Genomic DNA, 18,989 nt, shown 5'->3' on the forward strand with positions numbered 1-18,989 from the left:
CGACTCGGCCATGGCACCGCGCCAATGACGATCAGTGCCATGGCCGGTCGGGCTGGACTGAGGCTGGTTCGGCTACTTCTCCGATACTTCCGGCGCCGACGCGATGCCCGTCGGGCAGGACGCCCCCCAGTTGGTTTCGAACGGGGTACTCAGCTTGACCCCCGTCCCGCCGATCCCGCAGTACCCGGCCGGATTCTTGTCCAGGTACTGCTGGTGGTAGCCCTCGGCCGGATAGAAGGTGCGACCCTCCGCGGGGAGCAGCTCCGTCGTGATCGTGCCGTAGCCCGAAGTCGTGAGGACCTTCTGGTAGGCCTCGCGGGAGGCGGCCGCGGCGGCGGCCTGGGCCGGGGTGTGGGTGTAGATCGCGGAGCGGTACTGGGTGCCCACGTCGTTGCCCTGGCGGAAGCCCTGGGTCGGATTGTGGGACTCCCAGAAGACCTGGAGGAGACGCTCGTACGTGATCTTCGTGGGGTCGTAGACCACGCGGACCGCCTCCGTGTGGCCGGTCAGGCCGGAGCAGACCTCTTCGTACGTGGGGTTTTCGGTGCTGCCGCCCTGGTAGCCGACCAGGGTCGTGTACACGCCTGCCGGGAGCTGCCAGAACTTGCGCTCGGCGCCCCAGAAGCAGCCCAGGCCGAAGTCGGCGGTCTCCAGGCCCTCGGGGTAGGGGCCAAGGAGCGGGTTGCCGAGGAGCGTGTGGCGCTCGGGGACCGTGAAGATCGGCTCCGGGCGACCCCTTAGGGCCTGCTCGGGGGTCGGGAGCTGCGGCGTACGGCTGTGCAGGAACATGCGCTCTCCACGGTTTACGGGTTCCGGGGGGACGTGTTGCTCAACGCGTGAACCCCCTCGGGCATTCCGGCGCCTCAGTGCGGCAGTGTCGCCGGGCTCCCGCCGTTGGCCTCGTACCCCGCCACCGCCAGCGCCCGGTATATCGCGTAGTCCGCCGCCGGATCGGAGGTCAGGGTCCAGGGCAGTGCGCCCACGTGGCCGTCCACGTGCATCAGCTGGTTCATCGCTTCGGCCCAGCGCTCGCTTCGGACCAGGAAGAAGATCAGGAGATGGCGGACGTGGGCCAGCATCGGGTCGTCGGGGCGGGCCGCGTGCACCGCGAAGAGCGCGCCGTGCACCGCCTTGGTCACGACCTCGCTCTGGTAGAAGCTGCGGACCAGGTTCACCTCGGGGAGGTGCTCGAAGACCGCGAAGAGCGGCATGGCGGCGAGCAGTGACCCCTGTGGGGCGCGCGCGGCCGCGGCCTCCGCGAAGGAGTACGCCACCTCCCGCGAGCCGTGCCACTTCTCGCACCAGTAGTGCAGGGCCGTCAGATGCGCCCCCATGTGGGACGGCGCGCGGTCCAGGATCTTCAGCCAGAGCTTCTCGAACTCCGGCTGGGGGTAGGCCAGTCCGCGGGCCACGGAGAGCTCGATGATGTACGGGATCGGGTCACCGGGGGACAGCAGCGCCGCGTCGCCGCAGGCCGCCTTCGCCTCCTCCATGATGATCCGGAACTCGTCCGTCCCCGGCGTCGCCGTACGCCATGCCTGCTGCACCAGGAACTCCGCGTGCACCGCCGCGCCGCCCGCGTCCTTGGGCGCCTCGGTCCGCCACACCCGCAGCCACTGGCCGCCGGGGATCTCGCTCACTCCGCCGGGGCGCTGCCGCAGCTCCAGCGACGCGGCGCCCGCGAAGGCCTGCACTCGCTGCCAGCGCGCCTCGCCCGCTGTCTCGGTGCCGGCCAGGAGCTGCGAGGCCGCCCGGTAGTCCTGCGTCCGCTGCACCACGTCCAGGACGTCCAGCAGATCCGTGTCCGGGCCCGGCATGCGGATGTCCAGCTCCTCCTGCCGCAGGAACCCGTAGTTCGCCGGGTCCGCGGCGTCCGGGTCGCCGGGCGCGACCTGCTGAATACCGGCTCGCCTGCGCATGAGCACCGGCAGCAGGACCAGGCTGAACAAGGCCAGCGCCATCAGGACCCAGAGAATCTCCATGCCACAAGCGAACCAGACGGGTCCGACAATTGGCCAACCCGGTCGCGGAAGGACCGGTTCCGGCGGTCGATCTGGTCGTGGGAGGTGCGGCCTCCGGCGGCCAACCCGGTCGCGGAAGGTTCGGTTCCGGCGGTCGGCTCGATCGTGGAGGGCCCGCTCCGGCGGGCGTCCGCCGCCATCGACCCCCCAGGCGCACTACGCTCGGGACTCATGAGCGACAGGCACATCAGTCAGCACTTCGAGACCCTCGCGATCCACGCGGGCAACACCGCCGATCCCCTCACCGGCGCGGTCGTCCCGCCGATCTACCAGGTCTCGACCTACAAGCAGGACGGCGTCGGCGGGCTGCGCGGCGGTTACGAGTACAGCCGCAGCGCCAACCCGACCAGGACGGCCCTGGAAGAGAACCTCGCCGCCCTGGAGGGCGGCCGCCGCGGCCTCGCGTTCGCGTCCGGACTGGCGGCCGAGGACTGCCTGTTGCGTACGCTGCTCAGCCCCGGCGACCACGTGGTCATCCCCAACGACGCGTACGGCGGTACGTTCCGCCTCTTCGCGAAGGTCGTCTCCCGGTGGGGCGTGGAGTGGTCCGTGGCCGACACGAGCGACCCCGACTCCGTACGAGCCGCCCTCACCCCGAAGACCAAGGCCGTCTGGGTCGAGACGCCCTCCAACCCCCTCCTCGGCATCACCGACATCGCCGCGGTCGCGCAGATCGCGCGCGAGGCGGGCGCCAAGCTGGTCGTCGACAACACCTTCGCGACCCCCTACCTCCAGCAGCCGCTCGCGCTCGGCGCGGACGTCGTCGTGCACTCCCTGACCAAGTACATGGGCGGCCACTCGGACGTCGTGGGCGGCGCCCTGATCGTGGGCGACCAGGAGCTCGGCGAGGAGCTGGCGTACCACCAGAACGCGATGGGCGCGGTCGCCGGGCCCTTCGACTCCTGGCTGGTGCTGCGCGGCACCAAGACGCTCTCGGTGCGCATGGACCGGCACAGCGAGAACGCCGGCAAGATCGCCGAGATGCTCACCCGGCACGCGCGCGTGACGCGTGTTCTGTATCCGGGCCTCCCGGAGCACCCCGGTCACGAGATCGCCGCCAAGCAGATGAAGGCGTTCGGCGGCATGGTCTCCTTCCAGGTCGAGGGCGGCGAGGAGGCGGCCGTCGAGGTCTGCAACCGCGCCAAGGTGTTCACGCTCGGCGAGTCCCTCGGCGGCGTCGAGTCCCTGATCGAGCACCCCGGACGCATGACGCACGCGTCGGCGGCCGGCTCGGCGCTCGAGGTCCCCGCCGACCTCGTACGCCTCTCCGTGGGCATCGAGAACGTCGACGACCTGCTCCAGGACCTCCAGCAGGCCCTCGGCTGAACCGAGGTCACCAGCCCGTCAGCGGTGGAGTCGTCTCCGACGGCGGCTCCACCCACGGGCGGGCCATGGACGCCCACACGATGAAGGCGACGGCCGCGGCGAACAGCAGCAGCCACATCAGGCGCCGGGCCACCGTCCAGCGGCGCAGCAGGCGCCCTCCCCGGCGTACGACGTCCGCGTACAGGTCGGGCGGCACCGGGGGCGGCGCCTGCTCCAGCATCCGCCGTACGGCCGCCTCACGCTCGGGCCGGTTCATGAAGGTGCCACCTCCACCCGTGCCGGTGCCGGACCCCGCGGTGGGTGCAGCAGCGTGGCCATCGCGCGGGCGCAGATCGCCCGTACGCGCTCCGTGGGGAGCCCGAGCAGGGCCGCCGTCTGCTCCTCGGCGACCCCCTCGTACAGCCTGAGGACCAGAATCAGCCGCTCCTGGGGCGTGAGCCGGGCCAGGACGGTGTCGGAGGAGGCGCGGAACCGGAGCCGCCCGAAGCTCCCGTACTGGTGCCAGGCCGAGCGCGCGAAGCGGACGGCCAGCTGCTGGCGGGCGCGGTCGTACGGGTCCTCGCCGCGCAGCCGGTCCCAGGAGGCGTACGTGTGGGCGAGGGCCAGCGTCAGCAGGCGCCGGGCGCGCGGGTTGGCGTCCCGGGGCTCCGCCGTGAGCAGCGTGGCGGCATGCAACAGCCGCCCTGCCGCGCCCGCGACGAACGCCTCGAACTCCCGGGCCCGGCGGGCGCCTTGGGACGCATGCCGTTCTCGCACCACGCCTCCGCCTGAGGGTGACCCTGAGGGAAACGGGGCCCCGGCCGCGTACGACAGACCGCACCGCGTACGACAAGGGCCCGGTCTCATATGAGGCCAGGCGCCGCCTCCCGGTCAAGAGTCCGACGCACATGCGCACGCGTGGAGAGCGCGGGGACCCGGAAAACGACCTACGCGCGCGTGGAGAACTGCGTGGAGACAACCGGAGACAGCGACCGGACACGGCGAAGTGCCCCCGGGGAGTTCAGGAAGTGGGCTGCGACTCCGCCACCGGTAGGCCCTGCGCTGCCTGGCGGGCGGAAAGCGCGCTGTTGAAGCGCGTGAGGAGCGTGCAGAACGCCTCGCGCTCCTCCGGCGCCCAGTCGTGTGTCAGCTCGGCCATCAACTGACGCCGGGAGGAGCGCACTTCGTCGAGACGGGCCTGCCCGCGCGGCGACAGCTGGAGCACCACCGCACGCCCGTCCTCGGGGTGCGAGGTGCGCTTGACGAGCCCGGTGTCGACCAGCGGGGCCACCTGCCGGGTGACCGTCGAGGAGTCGATGCCCATGCTCGCGGCGAGCGCCTTGACGCCCATCGGGCCTTCCTTGTCGAGGCGGTTGAGCAGCAGGTACGCGGCACGGTCCATGGAGTTGCGCACCTGCCCCACCCCGCCGAGCCGGGTCTGTTCGGCACGGCGCGCGAAGACCGCGACCTCGTGCTGCAGCGTGTCGAGAAGACCGGTGTCACCGACGGTCGTCATGTCCATCGACATTTCAGGTGTTGTGGGCATGGCCGGGGGCTCAATTCATGCGTGGGGAGCTGGGATGGGGGACAGGGTACGCGGCCGGGGCGCGGGCCGTACCGGGGCTGCGCAAACCAGTCTCGGAGCATGGTCACGGCGGGAGTGCGCCCGCGTGAACTGCGAGACTGGTGGTCATGAGCTACAGCACGGCTGACCCCTTTCCCAGCGTGACTCTCGACGACGTACGTGGCGCGCAGAAGATGCTCACGGGTGTGGCGCGGGTGACCGCCATGGAGGGCAGCAGGTATCTGTCCCAGCTGGTGGGCGCGCCGGTGCACTTCAAGTGCGAAAACCTTCAGCGCACGGGTTCGTTCAAGCTGCGCGGCGCGTACGTCAGGATCGCGGGGCTGCTTCCCGAGGAGCGCGCCGCGGGTGTCGTCGCCGCGAGCGCCGGCAACCACGCGCAGGGCGTCGCGCTGGCCTCCTCGCTGCTCGGCGTGCGTTCCACGGTCTTCATGCCGACCGGCGCCCCGCTCCCGAAGGTCGCGGCCACACGCGACTACGGCGCCGAGGTGAGGCTGCATGGTCAGGTGGTCGACGAGACGCTGGCCGCCGCGCAGGAGTACGCGGCCGAGACGGGCGCCGTGTTCATCCACCCCTTCGACCACCCCGACATCATCGCGGGCCAGGGCACGGTCGGCCTGGAGATCCTGGAGCAGTGCCCCGAGGTGCGCACGATCGTCGTCGGTATCGGCGGCGGCGGGCTCGCGGCGGGCGTCGCACTCGCGGTGAAGTCGCTCCGTCCGGACGTACGGATCGTCGGTGTGCAGGCGGAGGGCGCCGCGGCGTACCCGCCCTCGCTGGCGGCCGGGCGCCCGGTGTCGATCGAGAACCCGGCGACGATGGCCGACGGCATCAAGGTCGGCCGGCCGGGCGACGTACCGTTCCGGCTCGTCGACGAGCTGGTCGACGAGGTCCGCACGGTCTCCGAGGACAACCTCTCCAGCGCGCTGCTGCTCTGCCTGGAGCGCGCCAAGCTGGTCGTCGAACCGGCCGGCGCGAGCCCCGTCGCGGCGTTGCTGCGCGAGCCGGGAGCCTTCGAGGGCCCGGTGGTGGCCCTGCTGTCGGGCGGGAACGTGGACCCGCTGCTGATGCAGCGCATCCTGCGCCACGGCATGGCGGCGGGCGGCCGCTATCTCGCGGTCACGCTGCGGCTGACGGACCGTCCGGGCGCCCTGGCCACACTTCTCGGGGTGTTGTCAGTGGCGGACGCTAACGTCCTCGATGTGAGCCACGTACGGACCGATCCACGGCTCGGGCTCACGGAGGTGGAGGTCGAGCTGCACCTGGAGACGAAGGGCCACGAGCACTGCGCCGAGGTGAACCGGGCGCTGCGCGAGGCGGGTTACACCGTCATCGACTGAGGTCACGAGCACTCTCGTCTTCCGTTGGAAAAACCTGTTGAGCAACGCGATACATCGCGTTATGGTTCGTGCAAAATCCCCAACGACGTGGAGTACACACATGCCAGGCGCCATCTATGCCGAAGGCCTGGTGAAAACCTTCGGTGACGTAAGGGCTCTGGACGGCGTCGATCTCGATGTCCCGGAGGGCACCGTGCTGGGCCTGCTCGGGCCGAACGGCGCGGGGAAGACGACCGCGGTCCGCTGCCTGACGACCCTGCTGCGCCCCGACAGCGGCAAAGCGGTCGTCGCGGGCGTCGACGTGCTCAAGCACCCCGACGCGGTACGGCGCAGGGTCGGCCTCTCCGGACAGTTCGCCGCAGTCGACGAGTACCTGACCGGCCGTGAGAACCTGCAGATGGTCGGCCAGCTCTACCAGATGAGGGCAAAGGCCGCGAAGGTCCGGGCGGACGAGCTGCTGGAGCAGTTCAACCTCGCGGACGCCGCCGACCGCACCGCCAAGACGTACTCGGGCGGTATGCGCCGCCGACTCGACCTGGCGGCCGCCCTGGTCGTCTCGCCCCCGGTGATGTTCATGGACGAGCCGACGACCGGCCTCGACCCGCGCAACCGCCAACAGCTGTGGGACGTCATCAAGCAACTGGTCTCCGGCGGTACGACACTGCTGCTGACCACGCAGTACCTGGAAGAGGCCGACCACCTCGCGCACGACATCTGCGTGGTCGACCACGGCCGCGTCATCGCCCGCGGCACCGCCGACCAGCTCAAGGCGCAGACCGGCGGCGAGCGCGTCGAGGTCGTCGTGCACGAGCGTGAGCACATAGCGGCCGCCTCCGAGGTGTTGCGCGGCTTCGGCAAGGGCGAGACGACGGTCGAGGAGCACACCCGCAAGCTCACCGTGCCCGTCACCGGCGGCGCGAAGCTCCTCGCGGAGGTCATCCGCGAGCTGGACACCCGCGGCATCGAGATCGACGACATCGGCCTCCGTCGCCCCACCCTGGACGACGTCTTCCTCTCGCTGACCGGCCATGTGGCCGAGGAGCGCGAAGAGGGCAACGGACCGACGGACGCCCCCAAGGGCAACAAGCGCAAGAAGGAGTCCGACAAGTGAGTGCCGTCACCGACGCCGTGCAGGTCGCGGCGCCCTCGAACCCGCTTGGCCAGTCCATCCGCGACTCGCTGGTCGTCGCCAAGCGCAACCTGATCAGGATGTCCCGGATCCCGGAGATGGTGATCTTCGGGCTGATCCAGCCGATCATGTTCGTGGTGCTGTTCAGCTATGTCTTCGGCGGCTCCATGAAGATCGGTGGCAGCACCAGCCCCATCGACTACCGCAACTTCCTGATGGCCGGCATCTTCGCGCAGACCGTCACCTTCGCCACCGCGGGCGCCGGCGCGGGCATCGCCGACGACATGCACAAGGGCCTCATCGACCGCTTCCGCTCGCTGCCCATGGCGCGCGGCGCGGTGCTGACCGGGCGCACGCTCGCCGACCTCGTCCAGACCGCGCTGACCCTGCTGGTCCTCGCGGTGGTCGCCCTGCTGGTCGGCTGGCGCGTGGGCTCCTACGGCGACACCAACGCGGGCAAGGTCCTCGGCGCCTTCGCGCTGCTGCTCCTGTCCGGGTACGCGTTCACCTGGATCGGCGCGCTGATCGGCCTGTCCGTCCGCACACCGGAGGCGGCCACGTCCGGCGGGCTGATCTGGCTCTTCCCGGTCACGTTCATCTCGAACGCGTTCGTGGACTCCAGCAACATGACGCCGTGGCTGCGGCACATCGCGGACTGGAACCCGTTCAGTGCCACGGTGCAGGCCTGCCGTGTGCTCTTCGCCAACCCGGGCCAGTCGAAGTCGGACGCCTGGCCCATGCAGCACTCCATCTGGGCCTCGGTGATCTACTCGGTCCTGATCATCCTGATATTCAGGACGCTGGCGGTGCGCAAGTACCGATCCGCCACCGCGTGACCTGGGCATGACGATGCCCCCGGCCGCGCGGCCGGGGGCACCGTCGTAGTCGCTGGTCCTGGGCTCAGCCCTGGTACGGCTCGGCCTTGAGGATCTTCACCGAGGCGAACTTGCCGTTCGGCAGTTCGTACTGGGCGTCCTCGCCGACCTTCTTGCCGTTCACACCGGAGCCCAGCGGGGACTGCGGCGAGTACGTCTCGATGTCGGAGCTGGCGTACTCGCGCGAGGCGAGCAGGAAGTCCAGGGTGTCGTCCTCGTCGCCGTCGAAGGCGATAGTGACGACCATGCCCGGCGCAACCACGCCGTCCGCCGCGGGAGCTTCGCCGACCTTGGCGTTCTCCAGGAGCTGGGTCAGCTGGCGCACACGGAGCTCCTGCTTGCCCTGCTCCTCCTTGGCCGCGTGGTACCCGCCGTTCTCGCGCAGGTCGCCCTCCTCGCGCGCGGCCGCGATCTTGGCGGCGATCTCCGTGCGCGCGGGACCAGACAGGTACTCCAGCTCGGCCTTGAGCTGGTTGTACGCCTCCTGGGTCAGCCAGGTGACGTTCTCGCTGGTCTGGGTCACAGGTGCTCCTCGTAGGTACTGGGAATACAAAGCATCGCCCTACCCAGAAGAATGTTCCTTCACGGGTGGGCGAAACCACGAGCCTAACAATTCAATGGCCCAAGGGGGAGGACATAAGCCATCAGAATTACGTCAATGCAGGTCAGCGGATACGTGACAAGGGTGACGTCAGTCCGCGTGGCAGCCGAGCAGCTCCGCCGTGGTCCCCGGGGCCGTCGTACGGAGAGTGACGACCTTGTCGATGCGGGTGGCGTGCCCGGTGAAACGGAAGTCCGCGCGGCCCACCTCGGAGCCGTCCTCGGCCTGCGAGCGTACGGTGCAGTAGCCGGTGGCGTCCGCGTCCTTGCGCACTTCCAGGTGCACCTTGACGGCGCTGTCCGAGGTGTCGAAGGTGATGACCTCGGCGCTGATCTTGTTCTGGACGACATAGTGGTACGCGAAGCAGCCGACCAGGGCGAGCAGGCCCACCGCGAGAATGCTGCCGATGACCTTGAGTTTCCGGTCGGCGCGCTCGTCCGCGGAGCGGCCGTACCGGCCCTCGGGCAGCTGCGTGCTCGCCGTACTCATGATCGTCCTCTCGGCCGGGGCCGCGTGCGGGTCCAGTGTGAGGGCCCAGAGACCGGACCCCCGGAATTATTGGCCCTCCGATTCCGTCACTATAGAAGCCGCCCATCGCGCCGTTTCATGCCGGGCGCCGACAGCCGACCTACCGAGGCGACAGCCGACTGACCGAGGATTTGAGTCTTGACTGACCAGCTGCGACTGATGGCCGTGCACGCCCACCCCGACGACGAGTCGAGCAAGGGCGCCGCCACCATGGCGAAGTACGTGTCCGAGGGGGTGGACGTGCTGGTCGTGACCTGCACGGGCGGGGAGCGCGGCTCCATCCTCAATCCGAAGCTTCAGGGCGACAAGTACATCGAGGAGCACATCCACGAGGTACGCAAGAAGGAGATGGACGAGGCCCGCGAGATCCTCGGCATCAGGCAGGAGTGGCTCGGTTTCGTCGACTCGGGCCTGCCCGAGGGCGATCCGCTGCCGCCGCTGCCCGAGGGCTGCTTCGCCCTCGAGGACGTGGACAAGGCGGCCGGCGAGCTGGTCAAGCAGATCCGCTCCTTCCGCCCGCAGGTGATCACCACGTACGACGAGAACGGTGGTTACCCGCACCCCGACCACATCATGACCCACAAGATCTCGATGGTGGCGTTCGAGGGCGCCGCGGACACCGAGAAGTACCCGGAGTCCGAGTTCGGCGCGGCCTTCCAGCCGCAGAAGCTCTACTACAACCAGGGCTTCAACCGCCCGCGGACTGAAGCTCTTCACAACGCCCTCCTTGACCGCGGCCTGGAGTCGCCGTACGGGGAGTGGCTGAAGCGCTGGAGCGAGTTCGAGCGCACCGAGCGCACGCTCACCACGCACGTCCCGTGCGCCGACTTCTTCGAGATCCGGGACAAGGCGCTGATCGCGCACGCCACGCAGATCGACCCCGACGGCGGCTGGTTCAAGGTCCCCATGGAGATCCAGAAGGAGGTGTGGCCGACCGAGGAGTACGAGCTCGCCAAGTCCCTCGTCGATACCTCCCTCCCCGAGGACGACCTCTTTGCGGGCATCCGCGACAATGCCTGACATGAGCGCAAGCCTGGCAGTGACGCACCTCGTCCTCCCCCTCGCCAAGGAGGTCGACAAGAACAAGGTCACCCCCGGCGTCCTCGGCTTCATCGTCTTCGCGGTGATGGCCCTGGCCGTGTGGGGGCTGATGAAGTCGATGAACCGGCACATGGGCAAGGTCACCTTCGAGGAGGACCCGGAGCAGGACGCGGGGGCCTCCGGCAAGTCCGGCAAGGGCACCGCCACCGGGTCCGCCCCGGGCGGGAAGGCTTCGCCCGCGAAGGGCTGAGCCCCTGCGTGCGAGTGGCGCTCAGCGGGAGTGGTCCGCCAGGGACAGCAGCAGGTGCGCGGACTCCGGCCGCAGATGGTCGGAGTGCGCGCCCGCCGGGCCGCTTTTGCGGGTGTAGACCTCGCTCGCGTCGACGCTGACGAAGCGGTGGTCGAGGACGTCGTGCGGATACGGCTCCTCGACGCTCCGCATCGTGATGGCCGACACGGGCGCGGGTGCGGTGCCGATCCCCGCGTACCCGATACCCGCCCGCCGCTCGGCGCGCAGATGCCAGAAACCGGTGGCCCGGTCGTGTTGGGAGTACGTCGCCACGACGGGGCCGCGCAGCGGGGCCTCGGCGAGGGCGGTGAACCTCGATGCGAAGGCGTCCCGGGGGCTGGCCATCTGCAGCAGCAGCATCGAGTCGACGGTAAAGGGGCGGCCCTTCGGTTTCGGCGTGGACCAGCCGAGCGTGGCACCACCGCGCCGGTTCGCCGCCCACTGCACCGCCTCGCACAGGAACCGGCAGCCGAACGAGTGCCCCACCAGGTGCAGATACTGCCCGCTGCGGTTCGCCAGCACGGGTGCGGCCGCCGGATCGGCCCGATGGGTGTCCAGATAGCCGAGCAGCTGCCCGATGACACGGGCGGCATGGCCGTCGGTGGCCATGGCGTGGGCGCGGTCCCGGATAAGCCGGTAGCCGCCCAGCGACGGCACGGAGCGCGACGGCCAGCGGACCAGCACCGGCCATGGCACGAACGGCCGTCCCGGACGGTCGAGCCGGGGATAGATACCGCGGTGCCCGTCGTACTGCCGGGAGGCGAGGCCGAGCAGGGTGCGTACGGCTGCCAGCGCCGAGTCGGGCGAGGTGTTCCAGCCATGGACGTACACGACGATGTCGGTGACCCACGGCGGCGGCGTGAGCTGCTGGGCGACGTAGCCGTCGAGCTGCGCGGCGGGCACCGGGCGCGGGCCGGAGCCGGTGGGGCGCAGCGGCCAGCCGGACTCGTCGAGGTCGAAGGTGCGCACGTCGAGTGCGTGGACCCCGGCCGCTTTGGCGCTCATACGGTGGTCCGCTCCAGTCTGTTGTCCATGCCGCACTGCAGCGTGTAGGCGAAGCCGAGCGGGTTGCTCCAGGTGTCGGCGAAGTGCCGGGCCAGATCGTGGGCGATCTCGCCGGCGGTCTCCCGGCCGCCGAGATAGCGGGTGACATACGCGTACGCGTACTCGGCGGCGAACATCTGCGGCATCTCGATCTGCGGCCCCAGTACGCCGCCCGCGCCCGCCTCGATGAGGGCGCCGCCCAGGTGTACGAGCTCGGCGGAGCCGGGCAGTCCCGCGTAGCAGGCGTTGAGCAGGACCAGCGGACGGTGCGGGAGCAGCGGGTCGGTGGTCGTGCGCTGGGCGAGGAGGGTGGGGGCGTCGATGTCCTTCTGGTCGCTCAACCGCACCACGAACAACGGGGAGTTGTCGTCGGGGGTGCTCCGGAAGTGCCCGTGGCACCAGAAGTACATCAGCTGCTCGTCGAGACCGCCCGATCGGAAGGCGTCCAGCAGCTCCTTGCGCAGAGTACGTTCGACGGGAACGGTGCTTGCCGCGAGGGCGGCCTCGACGTCGGCGGCTCTGGTGACGCCGTCCGGATCGATGCTCGTGTCGTGGTTCAGGCTCACCACCGGTATCGCGGGTGGCGGCGCGGACTCGTCGTCGGCGAAGCACGGGTAGTAGCTGCCGGTCTGCTCGATCTGGTGCCGGTAGCCGAGGAAGCGGCGGAAGACGTCGTCCGGGCCGTCGGCGGGGTCCTCGGGCAGACAGAGCATCGGCCAGGGCAGGAACAGGTTGGAGTCGACGCGGATGCGCAGCGGCTCGTCGCCGCTCAGCGCGCGGGTCAGGATGTCGCGGAAGCGCCGGGTGCCCTGGCCGCCGTCGCCGAGGAGTTCGCCGTACAGCAGGTAGCTGCCCTGCCGGGCCAGCTCGTCGAGGATCTCGCGTCGCTCCTCCTTGGGTTCCGCCGTGAGATCCGGGCAGGTGGCGTACGGGAGCAGTGGGCGGTTCGCGACGGGGATGCCGTGCCCGTCGACGGGCTGGAAGTCGACCAGTTCGCGCTTCCACAGTGCCCGCAGACGCGCGGCGGCCGCGGTCACCACTGCGGGCTTCACCTGCAATTTCACCGCGTGCTCGGTCGCGGACGGGGGAGTGGCCGGGCCGTACATCCGGGCCCTGATGTGGTCGTCGGCGTACGCGTCGAGGGCGAGGACCAGGTCCGGGTGACGGACGGTGGGAGCCGGATGCCGGGTGAAGCCGCTGCTGGGGTCCTGGACGACCTGGGCGGGAAGTTCGCGGGCCATGGGGCTCAGGCCCTCCGTGCGGGTTCGGGAGCCGTCACGGGAGCCGCCGCGGGAGCGCTCATACGCGGGGCCGGGCCGATCGACCACACGTCGATCTCCGTCTCGACCTGCTGGAGGACGGCTCCGGTGGCGTGGTCGGTGATCGTGAAGAGGATGCGGTGGCGGCCGGGGAGACGCGGGGTGAAGCGGAACTCCGCGCCGTCGGCATTGATGGCGTGCGGGGGCTGGACGTCGGCGTGGGTGAGCGGGACGGCGTGGGCGGTGAGCGGGGGGAGTGGGCCGGTGGACCACGGGTGCCGGGCGCCGGGGACGATCTCCAGAGCGATACGGGTGGGGGTGTCGTCGAGGAGGGTCAGGCGGACGCGGGACCTGAAGGCGTCCGGGTCGTAGGCGTCGGGGCGGGGCTCGGGCTGGGTGTAGCGGGCGGCGCGGGGGAGGAGGAGATCGCCGTCCTCGGTCCATGTGACCGAGTCCAGCAGGACGGAGGGAAAGCGGCGAGCCAGTTCGTACGGTGGGGAGGAGCCGACGGACGACTCGGCCAGGTCCAGCCAGGCCTCGCCCGCGTCGTCGCCGATGAGGCGGAACCAGTGGCGGATGTCGCCCGCCCAGCGGTGGTGCAGGAACCGGCGAGTGGGGTCGTGGAGGCCGCGCTCCAGGAGGGTCCAGGCCCTGCCGTGGGGGCAGTCCGTGGCTTTGAAGAGCTGGATGGCCTCGACGAACAGCAGATCCGCTTCGCTCCGGCTGTCGGCGGTTCCGTTCGTGCGGGCCAGGGTCAGGGCGTGGTGGTGGAGCGCCCAGGCGTGGCCGAGCTGGTCGGAGACGTCGCGGAAGTGGTGTATCACGGACGGGAATTCGTCTTCCCATGGGAAGTCGGGTGCGTCCGCGTTCGCCAGAACCCACCACAGCCGGGCCCAGGCCGCGCCACGTGGGTCGCCCAGATTCTCGTGCGCGAGGCGGATCTGGGAGAGCTCGTAAGGGTGGGCCGTGCCCAACTGCAGGGACAGCCGCCCGAGTTCGGTGTGCGCCCAGGCCACGCCCCGCGCATCGCCGAGCGCATGGAATTCCTCCTGCGCGGCGTGCAGCAACTTCTCCGCGTCCTCGACCTCGCCGCGCAGCAGACACAGCCGCCCGTACTGGAACACGGTCCACGCCTCGCCGCGCCGGTCACCCGCGACCTGGTGCGCCTCCACCGCACGCCTGAGCAGCGGTCCGGCGGCGCGCAGATCGCCCCGGTCGCAGTGGACGGCGGCACGGGTGAGCAGGGTCCAGGCTTCCGCCCCACGGCCGGAGGGGAGGGCGGAGAGGTGGCGGCCGGCTTCGGCGAGGAGGCCCATGTGGTGGGCGGTGATGGCCCGTTGCAACAGGGCGTTGTCGTCGGATGCGTGTGCTGTCAGGAGCGCCGCCGCCAGCTCCGGCTGCCCGGTCTCGCGGGTGGCGACGGCCAGGGGCACCGCCAGGGCCACTTCTCCCGTCCTGGCCCACAGGACCTGCCGCAGGACGAGCAACTCGGCGAGCCGACCACGTTGGGCCAGTTGATCCGCCAGAGGTCCGACGAAGTCGCACGCCACGCTCGTGCGGCCGACAAGGGCGACGAAGACGGCTGGATGGTCCCCGAACGCGGCGGGGTTCTCCTCTGCGGCGCCGACGAGTGTCCGTGCGGCATCGGCCGTCCTGTCGCGCAGTTCGGCATCGCTCCACTCCTGTACGACGAGCGAACGGATCACCGAAGGCAGGCGGAGATTCCCCTCGTCGGTCAGGTGAAGCACTTCGTACCGGCACAGTTCGTAGACCGCGCTGGTGGGCCGGCCCCACAGCGTGTGCACCAGGTCCGCGGGGAACTCCTCGACGCCCAGGGCGGCCAGAACGTCGAGAAGCCTCCTCGCCTCATCGCTCGCCCATGCGGGGGCCGGTAACCGCACGACGGTGGGGAGACGCCCGCTCTCCACCGCGGCCGCCATCTGGGCCCCCACGACCCGGGCCAGCAGCGGATTGCCGCTCGCCGTCTCCACCAGCTCTTCGGGGAGTTCCTCCACGGCTGTCAGGCCATGGCGCCCGGCTGTCTCGCGGACGAGCGCCGACGCGTCGGCTCGGTCCAGCGCGCGCAGGTGACAGAGCGCCACGTGCGCGCCCTGCGGCGGCCGGGCGTCCGCCGAGCCCACCAGAAGGAAGGACAGCGTCCTGGAGAAGGCGCTGACCAGGTCGGCGAGCAGGTCGTCCGCCGCGGTGCCGGTGGGGACTCCGTCCACGACCACGACCGCCGGATGTGCGAGGAACAGCTGCCGGCAGATGTGCACGACCGCGTTCGGAACCGCCGCCGGAGCCTGTCCGACCACCTCGGTGAGAGCCCTCGCACCGGCCTCGCCGCACGCCCCCAACAACCGCAGCAGCGTGACATCGGAACGGAGCCCGAAGTCCGCGACGCGCACGCGGTGCACCGGAAGCCCTCGCTCCTCGGCGAGTTGCCGCGCGAGCACGCCGAGAAACGCCGACTTGCCCATACCGGGCTCCCCGGTCACCACCAAGGGCCGCCCACTCGCCAACTGCCGTCGCGCACCCGCCAGTTCCCGCGTACGCCCGACCAACATCACTGGATCCCCCTCGTCCCCGAACAACCCCAACGGCCCTACCGAGCCGTCGTCACCGCCACTCCCATCACATCCCGAGCATGCCGTCCCGGCACCATCCCCAACCGCCAAGCCTGCCATCCGGCGTCCAGGTCCACGCCGCGTTCCAGCAACAGCTGGTACGCCTCGATGTAGTCGTCCAGCTTTCCGTCCCGGGACGCGTGGCCGGTGCGGGAGAGCTGGCTCAGCTCCTCCTGGGCCACGGCCGCGCCGACCTCGTAGCCGCCCGGGGCGGCGTACGGGAGGAGGGTGCAGCGCAGGAAGCGGGCCCAGTCCTCGCCGCGGCGGTCGCCGTACGACGTGAAGAGGCCGATCGCCTCGTCGCACAGGGCCAGGGCCTGTTGCGTACGGGCGTTGCCGGCGTCGACGACCGCCAGTTCCAGGCAGGTCCACGCCTCGCCGTGGGCGACGCCGATGCGCTGGAAGTCGGCGCGGGCGTCGACCAGGAGCTGACGGGCGAAGCCCGAATTGCGCAACGAACCCGTCTGGGCGGCGCGTTGGTCGCGGGTGACGCGGGCCGAGTGGTGGCGGGCGCAGGCCAGTCCGTAGACGTCGCGCATCCGCGAGAACATCGTGCGGGAGCGCTCCAGTTCGCGGACCGCCTGGTCGAGGTTGCCGGTCTCCTCCAGGGCCTGGCCCAGGTAGTAGATCGTCCACGCCTCGCCGCGCGCGTCCTCGTTCTCGCGGTGGCGGGAGGCCGCCTGGCGCAGGCCCGCGACCGCGGCGGTCGCGTCGCTGTCGACGAGGCGGGCGCGGGCCAGCTGGGTGAGCGCCCAGGCCTCGCCGCGGGCGTCGCGGGTGCGGCCGTACAGGTCGAGGGCCTCGCGCAGTTCGCGGTCCGCGCGCGGTACGTCGCCCATGCGCAGGCCCAGCTGGCCGAGCTGGAAGTGGGCCCAGGCCTCGCCGTGCACGGACTCGCCCTCGCGGTGCAGGACCAGGGCCTCGGTGAGCAGGTCGAGGGCCCGGGCGAGACGGGACCGGTCGCGCTCCACCGCCGCGAGCGCGTGCATCGTCCAGGCGCGGTCGGCGGCCAGGTCGGGGGAGGCCTGGAGGTCCATGGCCTCCTGGAGCTTGGCCGCCGCCTCGGTGAGATTGCCCTGGTGGTGCAGGGTGATGCCGAGGGAGCAGAGCGCCCTGGCCGCGCCCGCGTCGTGGTGGGCCTCGAAGTAGAGGTCCACGACCGAGGTCAGGGTCGTCCGCGCCTTGTCCAGCTCGCCGAGCTGGCGGGCCGCGATGCCCGTGCGCCACTGGACCGAGCGCACGAGCAGTCCCTGGTCGACCGCCTGCGTCAACTCGCTGATCTCGCCCAGGCGGTAGAGGTCGCCGCGCAGGAGGCAGTAGTCGCACAGGGCGCCCAGGAGGTTCAGTACCGCCGCTTGGTTCACGCCTTCGGCGTGCCGCAGTGCCGCCGTGATGAAGCTCGACTCGTCGTCCAGCCAGCGCAGGGCCGCGTCGAGGGAGGTGAAGCCGTGCGGCCCGAACTGATCGGCGCGCGTGGACGTCTTGCCGTCGACCAGGCGGATCACCGAGTCGGCGAGCTCCGCGTAGTTCACGATCAGGCGTTCCTGCGCGGCCGTGCGCTCGGCGGGTTCCTCCTCGTCCAGGAGACGGGCCGCCGCGAAGGCCCGTACCAGGTCGTGCAGGCGGTAGCGGCTGCCGCGGACGTGGTCGATCAGGCCTGCCTGGGAGAGCGCGGTCAGATGGCGGGTGGCCTCCGGCTCGTCCGTGGCCAGCAGGGACGCCGCCGCGGCCGCGCCCAGGGAGGCACGGCCGGCCAGGGCCAGACGGCGAAGGAGCCGGCGCGCCGTCTCCGACAGGTCGGTGTAGCGCAGCCACAGCACCCGCTCGACCGGTTCCACGGGACCGTACGCCGCCAGGTCGGAGGCCAGTTGGCGCGGGGTGCGGGGGCCGAGGGAGGAGCCCGCGATGTGCAGGGCGAGCGGCAGTCCGCCGCACAACTCCCTTACGCGGTCGGTGGATTCGGCGTCGTAGGGGCCCGATGCGTCCTGCGCCGCCGCGTTCAGCAGCTCCTCCGCGCCTGCCGCCTCCAGTGCCTCGACGGGGAGCTGGTGCACCCAGGCGGGGAGGTCGGCGGGCAGGTCGAGCGGTTTGCGGGCGGTGACCAGGACGAGGCTCTCCGAGCGCTCGGGGACCAGGGTGCGCACCTGCTCGGCATCGCTCGCGTCGTCCAGCACGATCGTCACGGGCAGGCCCGTCAGATGCTGGTGGTACAGCTCACTCAGCCGCCTGACCTGCTGGTCCTGTGAGGAACGCTCGCGGAACAGAAGCTGTTCGCGCGGCGCGCCGAGACGGTTCAGGAGGTGGAGCAGCGCGTCGCGCGTGGTCAGCGGAGGGTCGTCCGGGCTGTCGCCGCGCAGGTCCACCACGCACGCGCCGCGGAACTGGTCCCTCAGGTCGTGCGCCGCGCGGATCGCGAGGGTGCTGCGGCCGGAGCCGGGCGCGCCGTGCAGCACCACGACCGTCGGCTTCGTCTCCGTGCTCGCCCGCGCCGCGTGCACCCATTGCGCGACCCGCGACAGCTCGGCCCGGCGCCCCGCGAACGGGCCGGCCGGCTCGGGCAGTTGGCCGAACGACTGCTCCAGGACGCTGCGCCGCCGCGCCGCCGCGCTCTTGTCGGTGCGCCGCAGCTGGGGCGCTCCCTGCTTCGCGCCCGTGGAGGCGCTGAGCACCCGCTGCTGGTCGAGGAACGGTCGGATACCCCGTACCTCCAGGGCCGTCAGCCACTGCAGGCGCAGCTGCTCGGGGCCGCCGGGCTGCCCTATGGCGCCGGCCCGGCGGCTCGCGGCCGGCAGATGCGAGGCTGTCACCTTGAGCACGGTGGCCGCCGCACCCGCCACCCCGACCGTGGCGCCCGCGCCGATCGCCGTGCCCGCGCCCGTGCCCAGCGCCAGGTCCGCGACGACGGCCGCGACCGCCGCGACGGCGGCCACCAGTAAGGGAGTTCCGGCACCCTCCCGGGCATAGCGTTGCCCGAAGGTCAGCCGCCCTGCCTCCGCCTCGTCGAGGGCCCGCGTATACGCCTCGTACTCCTCGGCGGCTGTCTGCCCCATCGCGTCGAGCGCGGCCCGTGCCCGGGACAGCAGCACACCCCCGTCCACGCGCCCACCCGAGCGCCGGACCTCTTCCTCGACGGCCCGGGCCAACAGCCGCTCGGCTTCCGCCCGATGGCTGTCCCGCATGTCACGTCCCCCTCCGGCAGCAACTCCTTTGCTGATGAGTGTCCTTCGTGCGGGACGGTAAGGCGAGAGGACCGGCGATCATTCGGGCAGGCCTGCGCCGCTCCTTCACACAGCGCGACCCTGATCCATCGCGCAGGTCTGCCCCGCGCCTTCACACGGCGCGTGCCCC

At 71.0% G+C, this 18,989-nt stretch carries 17 protein-coding genes; 6 read left to right on the forward strand and 11 right to left on the reverse strand.

What is annotated here, in order from left to right; genetic code table 11:
* Positions 1-72: 72 nt before the first annotated feature.
* On the reverse strand, positions 73-789 hold the full coding sequence (gene msrA / locus ACFY0T_RS30810) for a peptide-methionine (S)-S-oxide reductase MsrA (protein ID WP_388877627.1): 717 nt from the start codon (positions 787-789) through the stop codon (positions 73-75).
* A 74-nt stretch (positions 790-863) separates the two neighbouring features.
* Positions 864-1,982 (reverse strand): hypothetical protein, encoded by a 1,119-nt coding sequence (locus ACFY0T_RS30815; protein WP_388877630.1) that lies wholly within the window; start codon positions 1,980-1,982, stop codon positions 864-866.
* Positions 1,983-2,192: 210 nt separating this feature from the next.
* On the opposite strand from ACFY0T_RS30815, the gene ACFY0T_RS30820 reads away from it, so the two are divergent.
* On the forward strand, positions 2,193-3,347 hold the full coding sequence (locus ACFY0T_RS30820) for a cystathionine gamma-synthase (RefSeq protein WP_388877632.1): 1,155 nt from the start codon (positions 2,193-2,195) through the stop codon (positions 3,345-3,347).
* Positions 3,348-3,354: 7 nt separating this feature from the next.
* Here the strand turns inward: ACFY0T_RS30820 and ACFY0T_RS30825 are convergent, their stop codons facing one another.
* The 3 genes from ACFY0T_RS30825 to ACFY0T_RS30835 all read right to left on the reverse strand — a co-directional run bounded on the left by ACFY0T_RS30825 (position 3,355) and on the right by ACFY0T_RS30835 (position 4,854).
* Positions 3,355-3,603 (reverse strand): hypothetical protein, encoded by a 249-nt coding sequence (locus ACFY0T_RS30825; protein WP_388877635.1) that lies wholly within the window; start codon positions 3,601-3,603, stop codon positions 3,355-3,357.
* The gene (locus tag ACFY0T_RS30830; RefSeq protein ID WP_388877638.1) at positions 3,600-4,103 is read right to left on the reverse strand and encodes a sigma factor-like helix-turn-helix DNA-binding protein; all 504 of its coding nucleotides are present in this window, start codon (positions 4,101-4,103) and stop codon (positions 3,600-3,602) included. The genes ACFY0T_RS30825 and ACFY0T_RS30830 overlap by 4 nt, the downstream gene beginning before the upstream one ends.
* A 244-nt stretch (positions 4,104-4,347) precedes the next feature.
* Positions 4,348-4,854: a MarR family winged helix-turn-helix transcriptional regulator gene (locus ACFY0T_RS30835; protein WP_388878210.1), complete on the reverse strand. Its 507-nt coding sequence runs from the start codon at positions 4,852-4,854 to the stop codon at positions 4,348-4,350.
* A 164-nt stretch (positions 4,855-5,018) separates the two neighbouring features.
* Between ACFY0T_RS30835 and ilvA the strand changes: the two genes are divergently transcribed.
* The 3 genes from ilvA (at position 5,019) to ACFY0T_RS30850 (ending at position 8,213) form a co-directional block, all read left to right on the forward strand.
* Positions 5,019-6,248 carry a threonine ammonia-lyase gene (gene ilvA / locus ACFY0T_RS30840; RefSeq protein WP_388877641.1) on the forward strand — a complete coding sequence of 410 codons (1,230 nt, stop codon included), beginning with the start codon at positions 5,019-5,021 and terminating at the stop codon, positions 6,246-6,248.
* Between the two features lie 100 nt (positions 6,249-6,348).
* Positions 6,349-7,359, forward strand: a complete 1,011-nt coding sequence (locus ACFY0T_RS30845) for an ATP-binding cassette domain-containing protein (protein WP_388877644.1) — start codon at positions 6,349-6,351, stop codon at positions 7,357-7,359.
* On the forward strand, positions 7,356-8,213 hold the full coding sequence (locus tag ACFY0T_RS30850; protein WP_388877648.1) for an ABC transporter permease: 858 nt from the start codon (positions 7,356-7,358) through the stop codon (positions 8,211-8,213). Before ACFY0T_RS30845 ends, ACFY0T_RS30850 begins: the two co-directional genes overlap by 4 nt.
* A 64-nt stretch (positions 8,214-8,277) precedes the next feature.
* Here the strand turns inward: ACFY0T_RS30850 and greA are convergent, their stop codons facing one another.
* A complete protein-coding gene (gene greA / locus ACFY0T_RS30855) occupies positions 8,278-8,775 on the reverse strand; it encodes a transcription elongation factor GreA (RefSeq protein ID WP_369248848.1) in 498 nt (165 codons plus the stop codon).
* Positions 8,776-8,943: 168 nt separating this feature from the next.
* Complete coding sequence (locus tag ACFY0T_RS30860) at positions 8,944-9,342, reverse strand: DUF4307 domain-containing protein (protein ID WP_388877651.1); 399 nt, start codon at positions 9,340-9,342, stop codon at positions 8,944-8,946.
* A gap of 198 nt (positions 9,343-9,540) precedes the next feature.
* Here ACFY0T_RS30860 and mca point away from each other — a divergent pair, with 198 nt between their 5' ends.
* Positions 9,541-10,401, forward strand: a complete 861-nt coding sequence (gene mca / locus ACFY0T_RS30865; RefSeq protein WP_388878213.1) for a mycothiol conjugate amidase Mca — start codon at positions 9,541-9,543, stop codon at positions 10,399-10,401.
* A gap of 1 nt (position 10,402) precedes the next feature.
* On the forward strand, positions 10,403-10,672 hold the full coding sequence (locus tag ACFY0T_RS30870; RefSeq protein WP_388877654.1) for a hypothetical protein: 270 nt from the start codon (positions 10,403-10,405) through the stop codon (positions 10,670-10,672).
* A gap of 21 nt (positions 10,673-10,693) precedes the next feature.
* On the opposite strand, the gene ACFY0T_RS30875 is transcribed toward ACFY0T_RS30870, so the two are convergent.
* From ACFY0T_RS30875 to ACFY0T_RS30890, 4 genes are read right to left on the reverse strand one after another with little or no spacing between them, the layout of a single operon-like run.
* The gene (locus tag ACFY0T_RS30875) at positions 10,694-11,716 is read right to left on the reverse strand and encodes a hypothetical protein (RefSeq protein ID WP_388877657.1); all 1,023 of its coding nucleotides are present in this window, start codon (positions 11,714-11,716) and stop codon (positions 10,694-10,696) included.
* Positions 11,713-12,996, reverse strand: coding sequence for a CHAT domain-containing protein (locus tag ACFY0T_RS30880; protein WP_388877660.1), 1,284 nt, complete (start codon positions 12,994-12,996; stop codon positions 11,713-11,715). Before ACFY0T_RS30880 ends, ACFY0T_RS30875 begins: the two co-directional genes overlap by 4 nt.
* A 5-nt stretch (positions 12,997-13,001) precedes the next feature.
* The gene (locus ACFY0T_RS30885) at positions 13,002-15,581 is read right to left on the reverse strand and encodes an AAA family ATPase (protein ID WP_388877662.1); all 2,580 of its coding nucleotides are present in this window, start codon (positions 15,579-15,581) and stop codon (positions 13,002-13,004) included.
* Between the two features lie 38 nt (positions 15,582-15,619).
* Positions 15,620-18,820: an AAA family ATPase gene (locus tag ACFY0T_RS30890; RefSeq protein ID WP_388877665.1), complete on the reverse strand. Its 3,201-nt coding sequence runs from the start codon at positions 18,818-18,820 to the stop codon at positions 15,620-15,622.
* Between the last annotated feature and the right edge of the window lie 169 nt (positions 18,821-18,989).

The organism is Streptomyces sp. NPDC001530, from assembly GCF_042894545.1.
Classification (GTDB): domain Bacteria; phylum Actinomycetota; class Actinomycetes; order Streptomycetales; family Streptomycetaceae; genus Streptomyces.

Coding starts and splice junctions, on each gene's coding strand:
- ACFY0T_RS30870 (WP_388877654.1), top strand. CDS start 10,403: ATGAGCGCAAGCCTGGCAGTGACGCACCTCGTCCTCCCCCTCGCCAAG.
- ACFY0T_RS30845 (WP_388877644.1), top strand. CDS start 6,349: ATGCCAGGCGCCATCTATGCCGAAGGCCTGGTGAAAACCTTCGGTGAC.
- ACFY0T_RS30820 (WP_388877632.1), top strand. CDS start 2,193: ATGAGCGACAGGCACATCAGTCAGCACTTCGAGACCCTCGCGATCCAC.
- ACFY0T_RS30835 (WP_388878210.1), bottom strand. CDS start 4,854: ATGTCGATGGACATGACGACCGTCGGTGACACCGGTCTTCTCGACACG.
- ACFY0T_RS30875 (WP_388877657.1), bottom strand. CDS start 11,716: ATGAGCGCCAAAGCGGCCGGGGTCCACGCACTCGACGTGCGCACCTTC.
- ilvA (WP_388877641.1), top strand. CDS start 5,019: ATGAGCTACAGCACGGCTGACCCCTTTCCCAGCGTGACTCTCGACGAC.
- ACFY0T_RS30880 (WP_388877660.1), bottom strand. CDS start 12,996: ATGGCCCGCGAACTTCCCGCCCAGGTCGTCCAGGACCCCAGCAGCGGC.
- ACFY0T_RS30825 (WP_388877635.1), bottom strand. CDS start 3,603: ATGAACCGGCCCGAGCGTGAGGCGGCCGTACGGCGGATGCTGGAGCAG.
- ACFY0T_RS30890 (WP_388877665.1), bottom strand. CDS start 18,820: ATGCGGGACAGCCATCGGGCGGAAGCCGAGCGGCTGTTGGCCCGGGCC.
- ACFY0T_RS30815 (WP_388877630.1), bottom strand. CDS start 1,982: ATGGAGATTCTCTGGGTCCTGATGGCGCTGGCCTTGTTCAGCCTGGTC.
- mca (WP_388878213.1), top strand. CDS start 9,541: ATGGCCGTGCACGCCCACCCCGACGACGAGTCGAGCAAGGGCGCCGCC.
- msrA (WP_388877627.1), bottom strand. CDS start 789: ATGTTCCTGCACAGCCGTACGCCGCAGCTCCCGACCCCCGAGCAGGCC.
- ACFY0T_RS30885 (WP_388877662.1), bottom strand. CDS start 15,581: ATGTTGGTCGGGCGTACGCGGGAACTGGCGGGTGCGCGACGGCAGTTG.
- ACFY0T_RS30860 (WP_388877651.1), bottom strand. CDS start 9,342: ATGAGTACGGCGAGCACGCAGCTGCCCGAGGGCCGGTACGGCCGCTCC.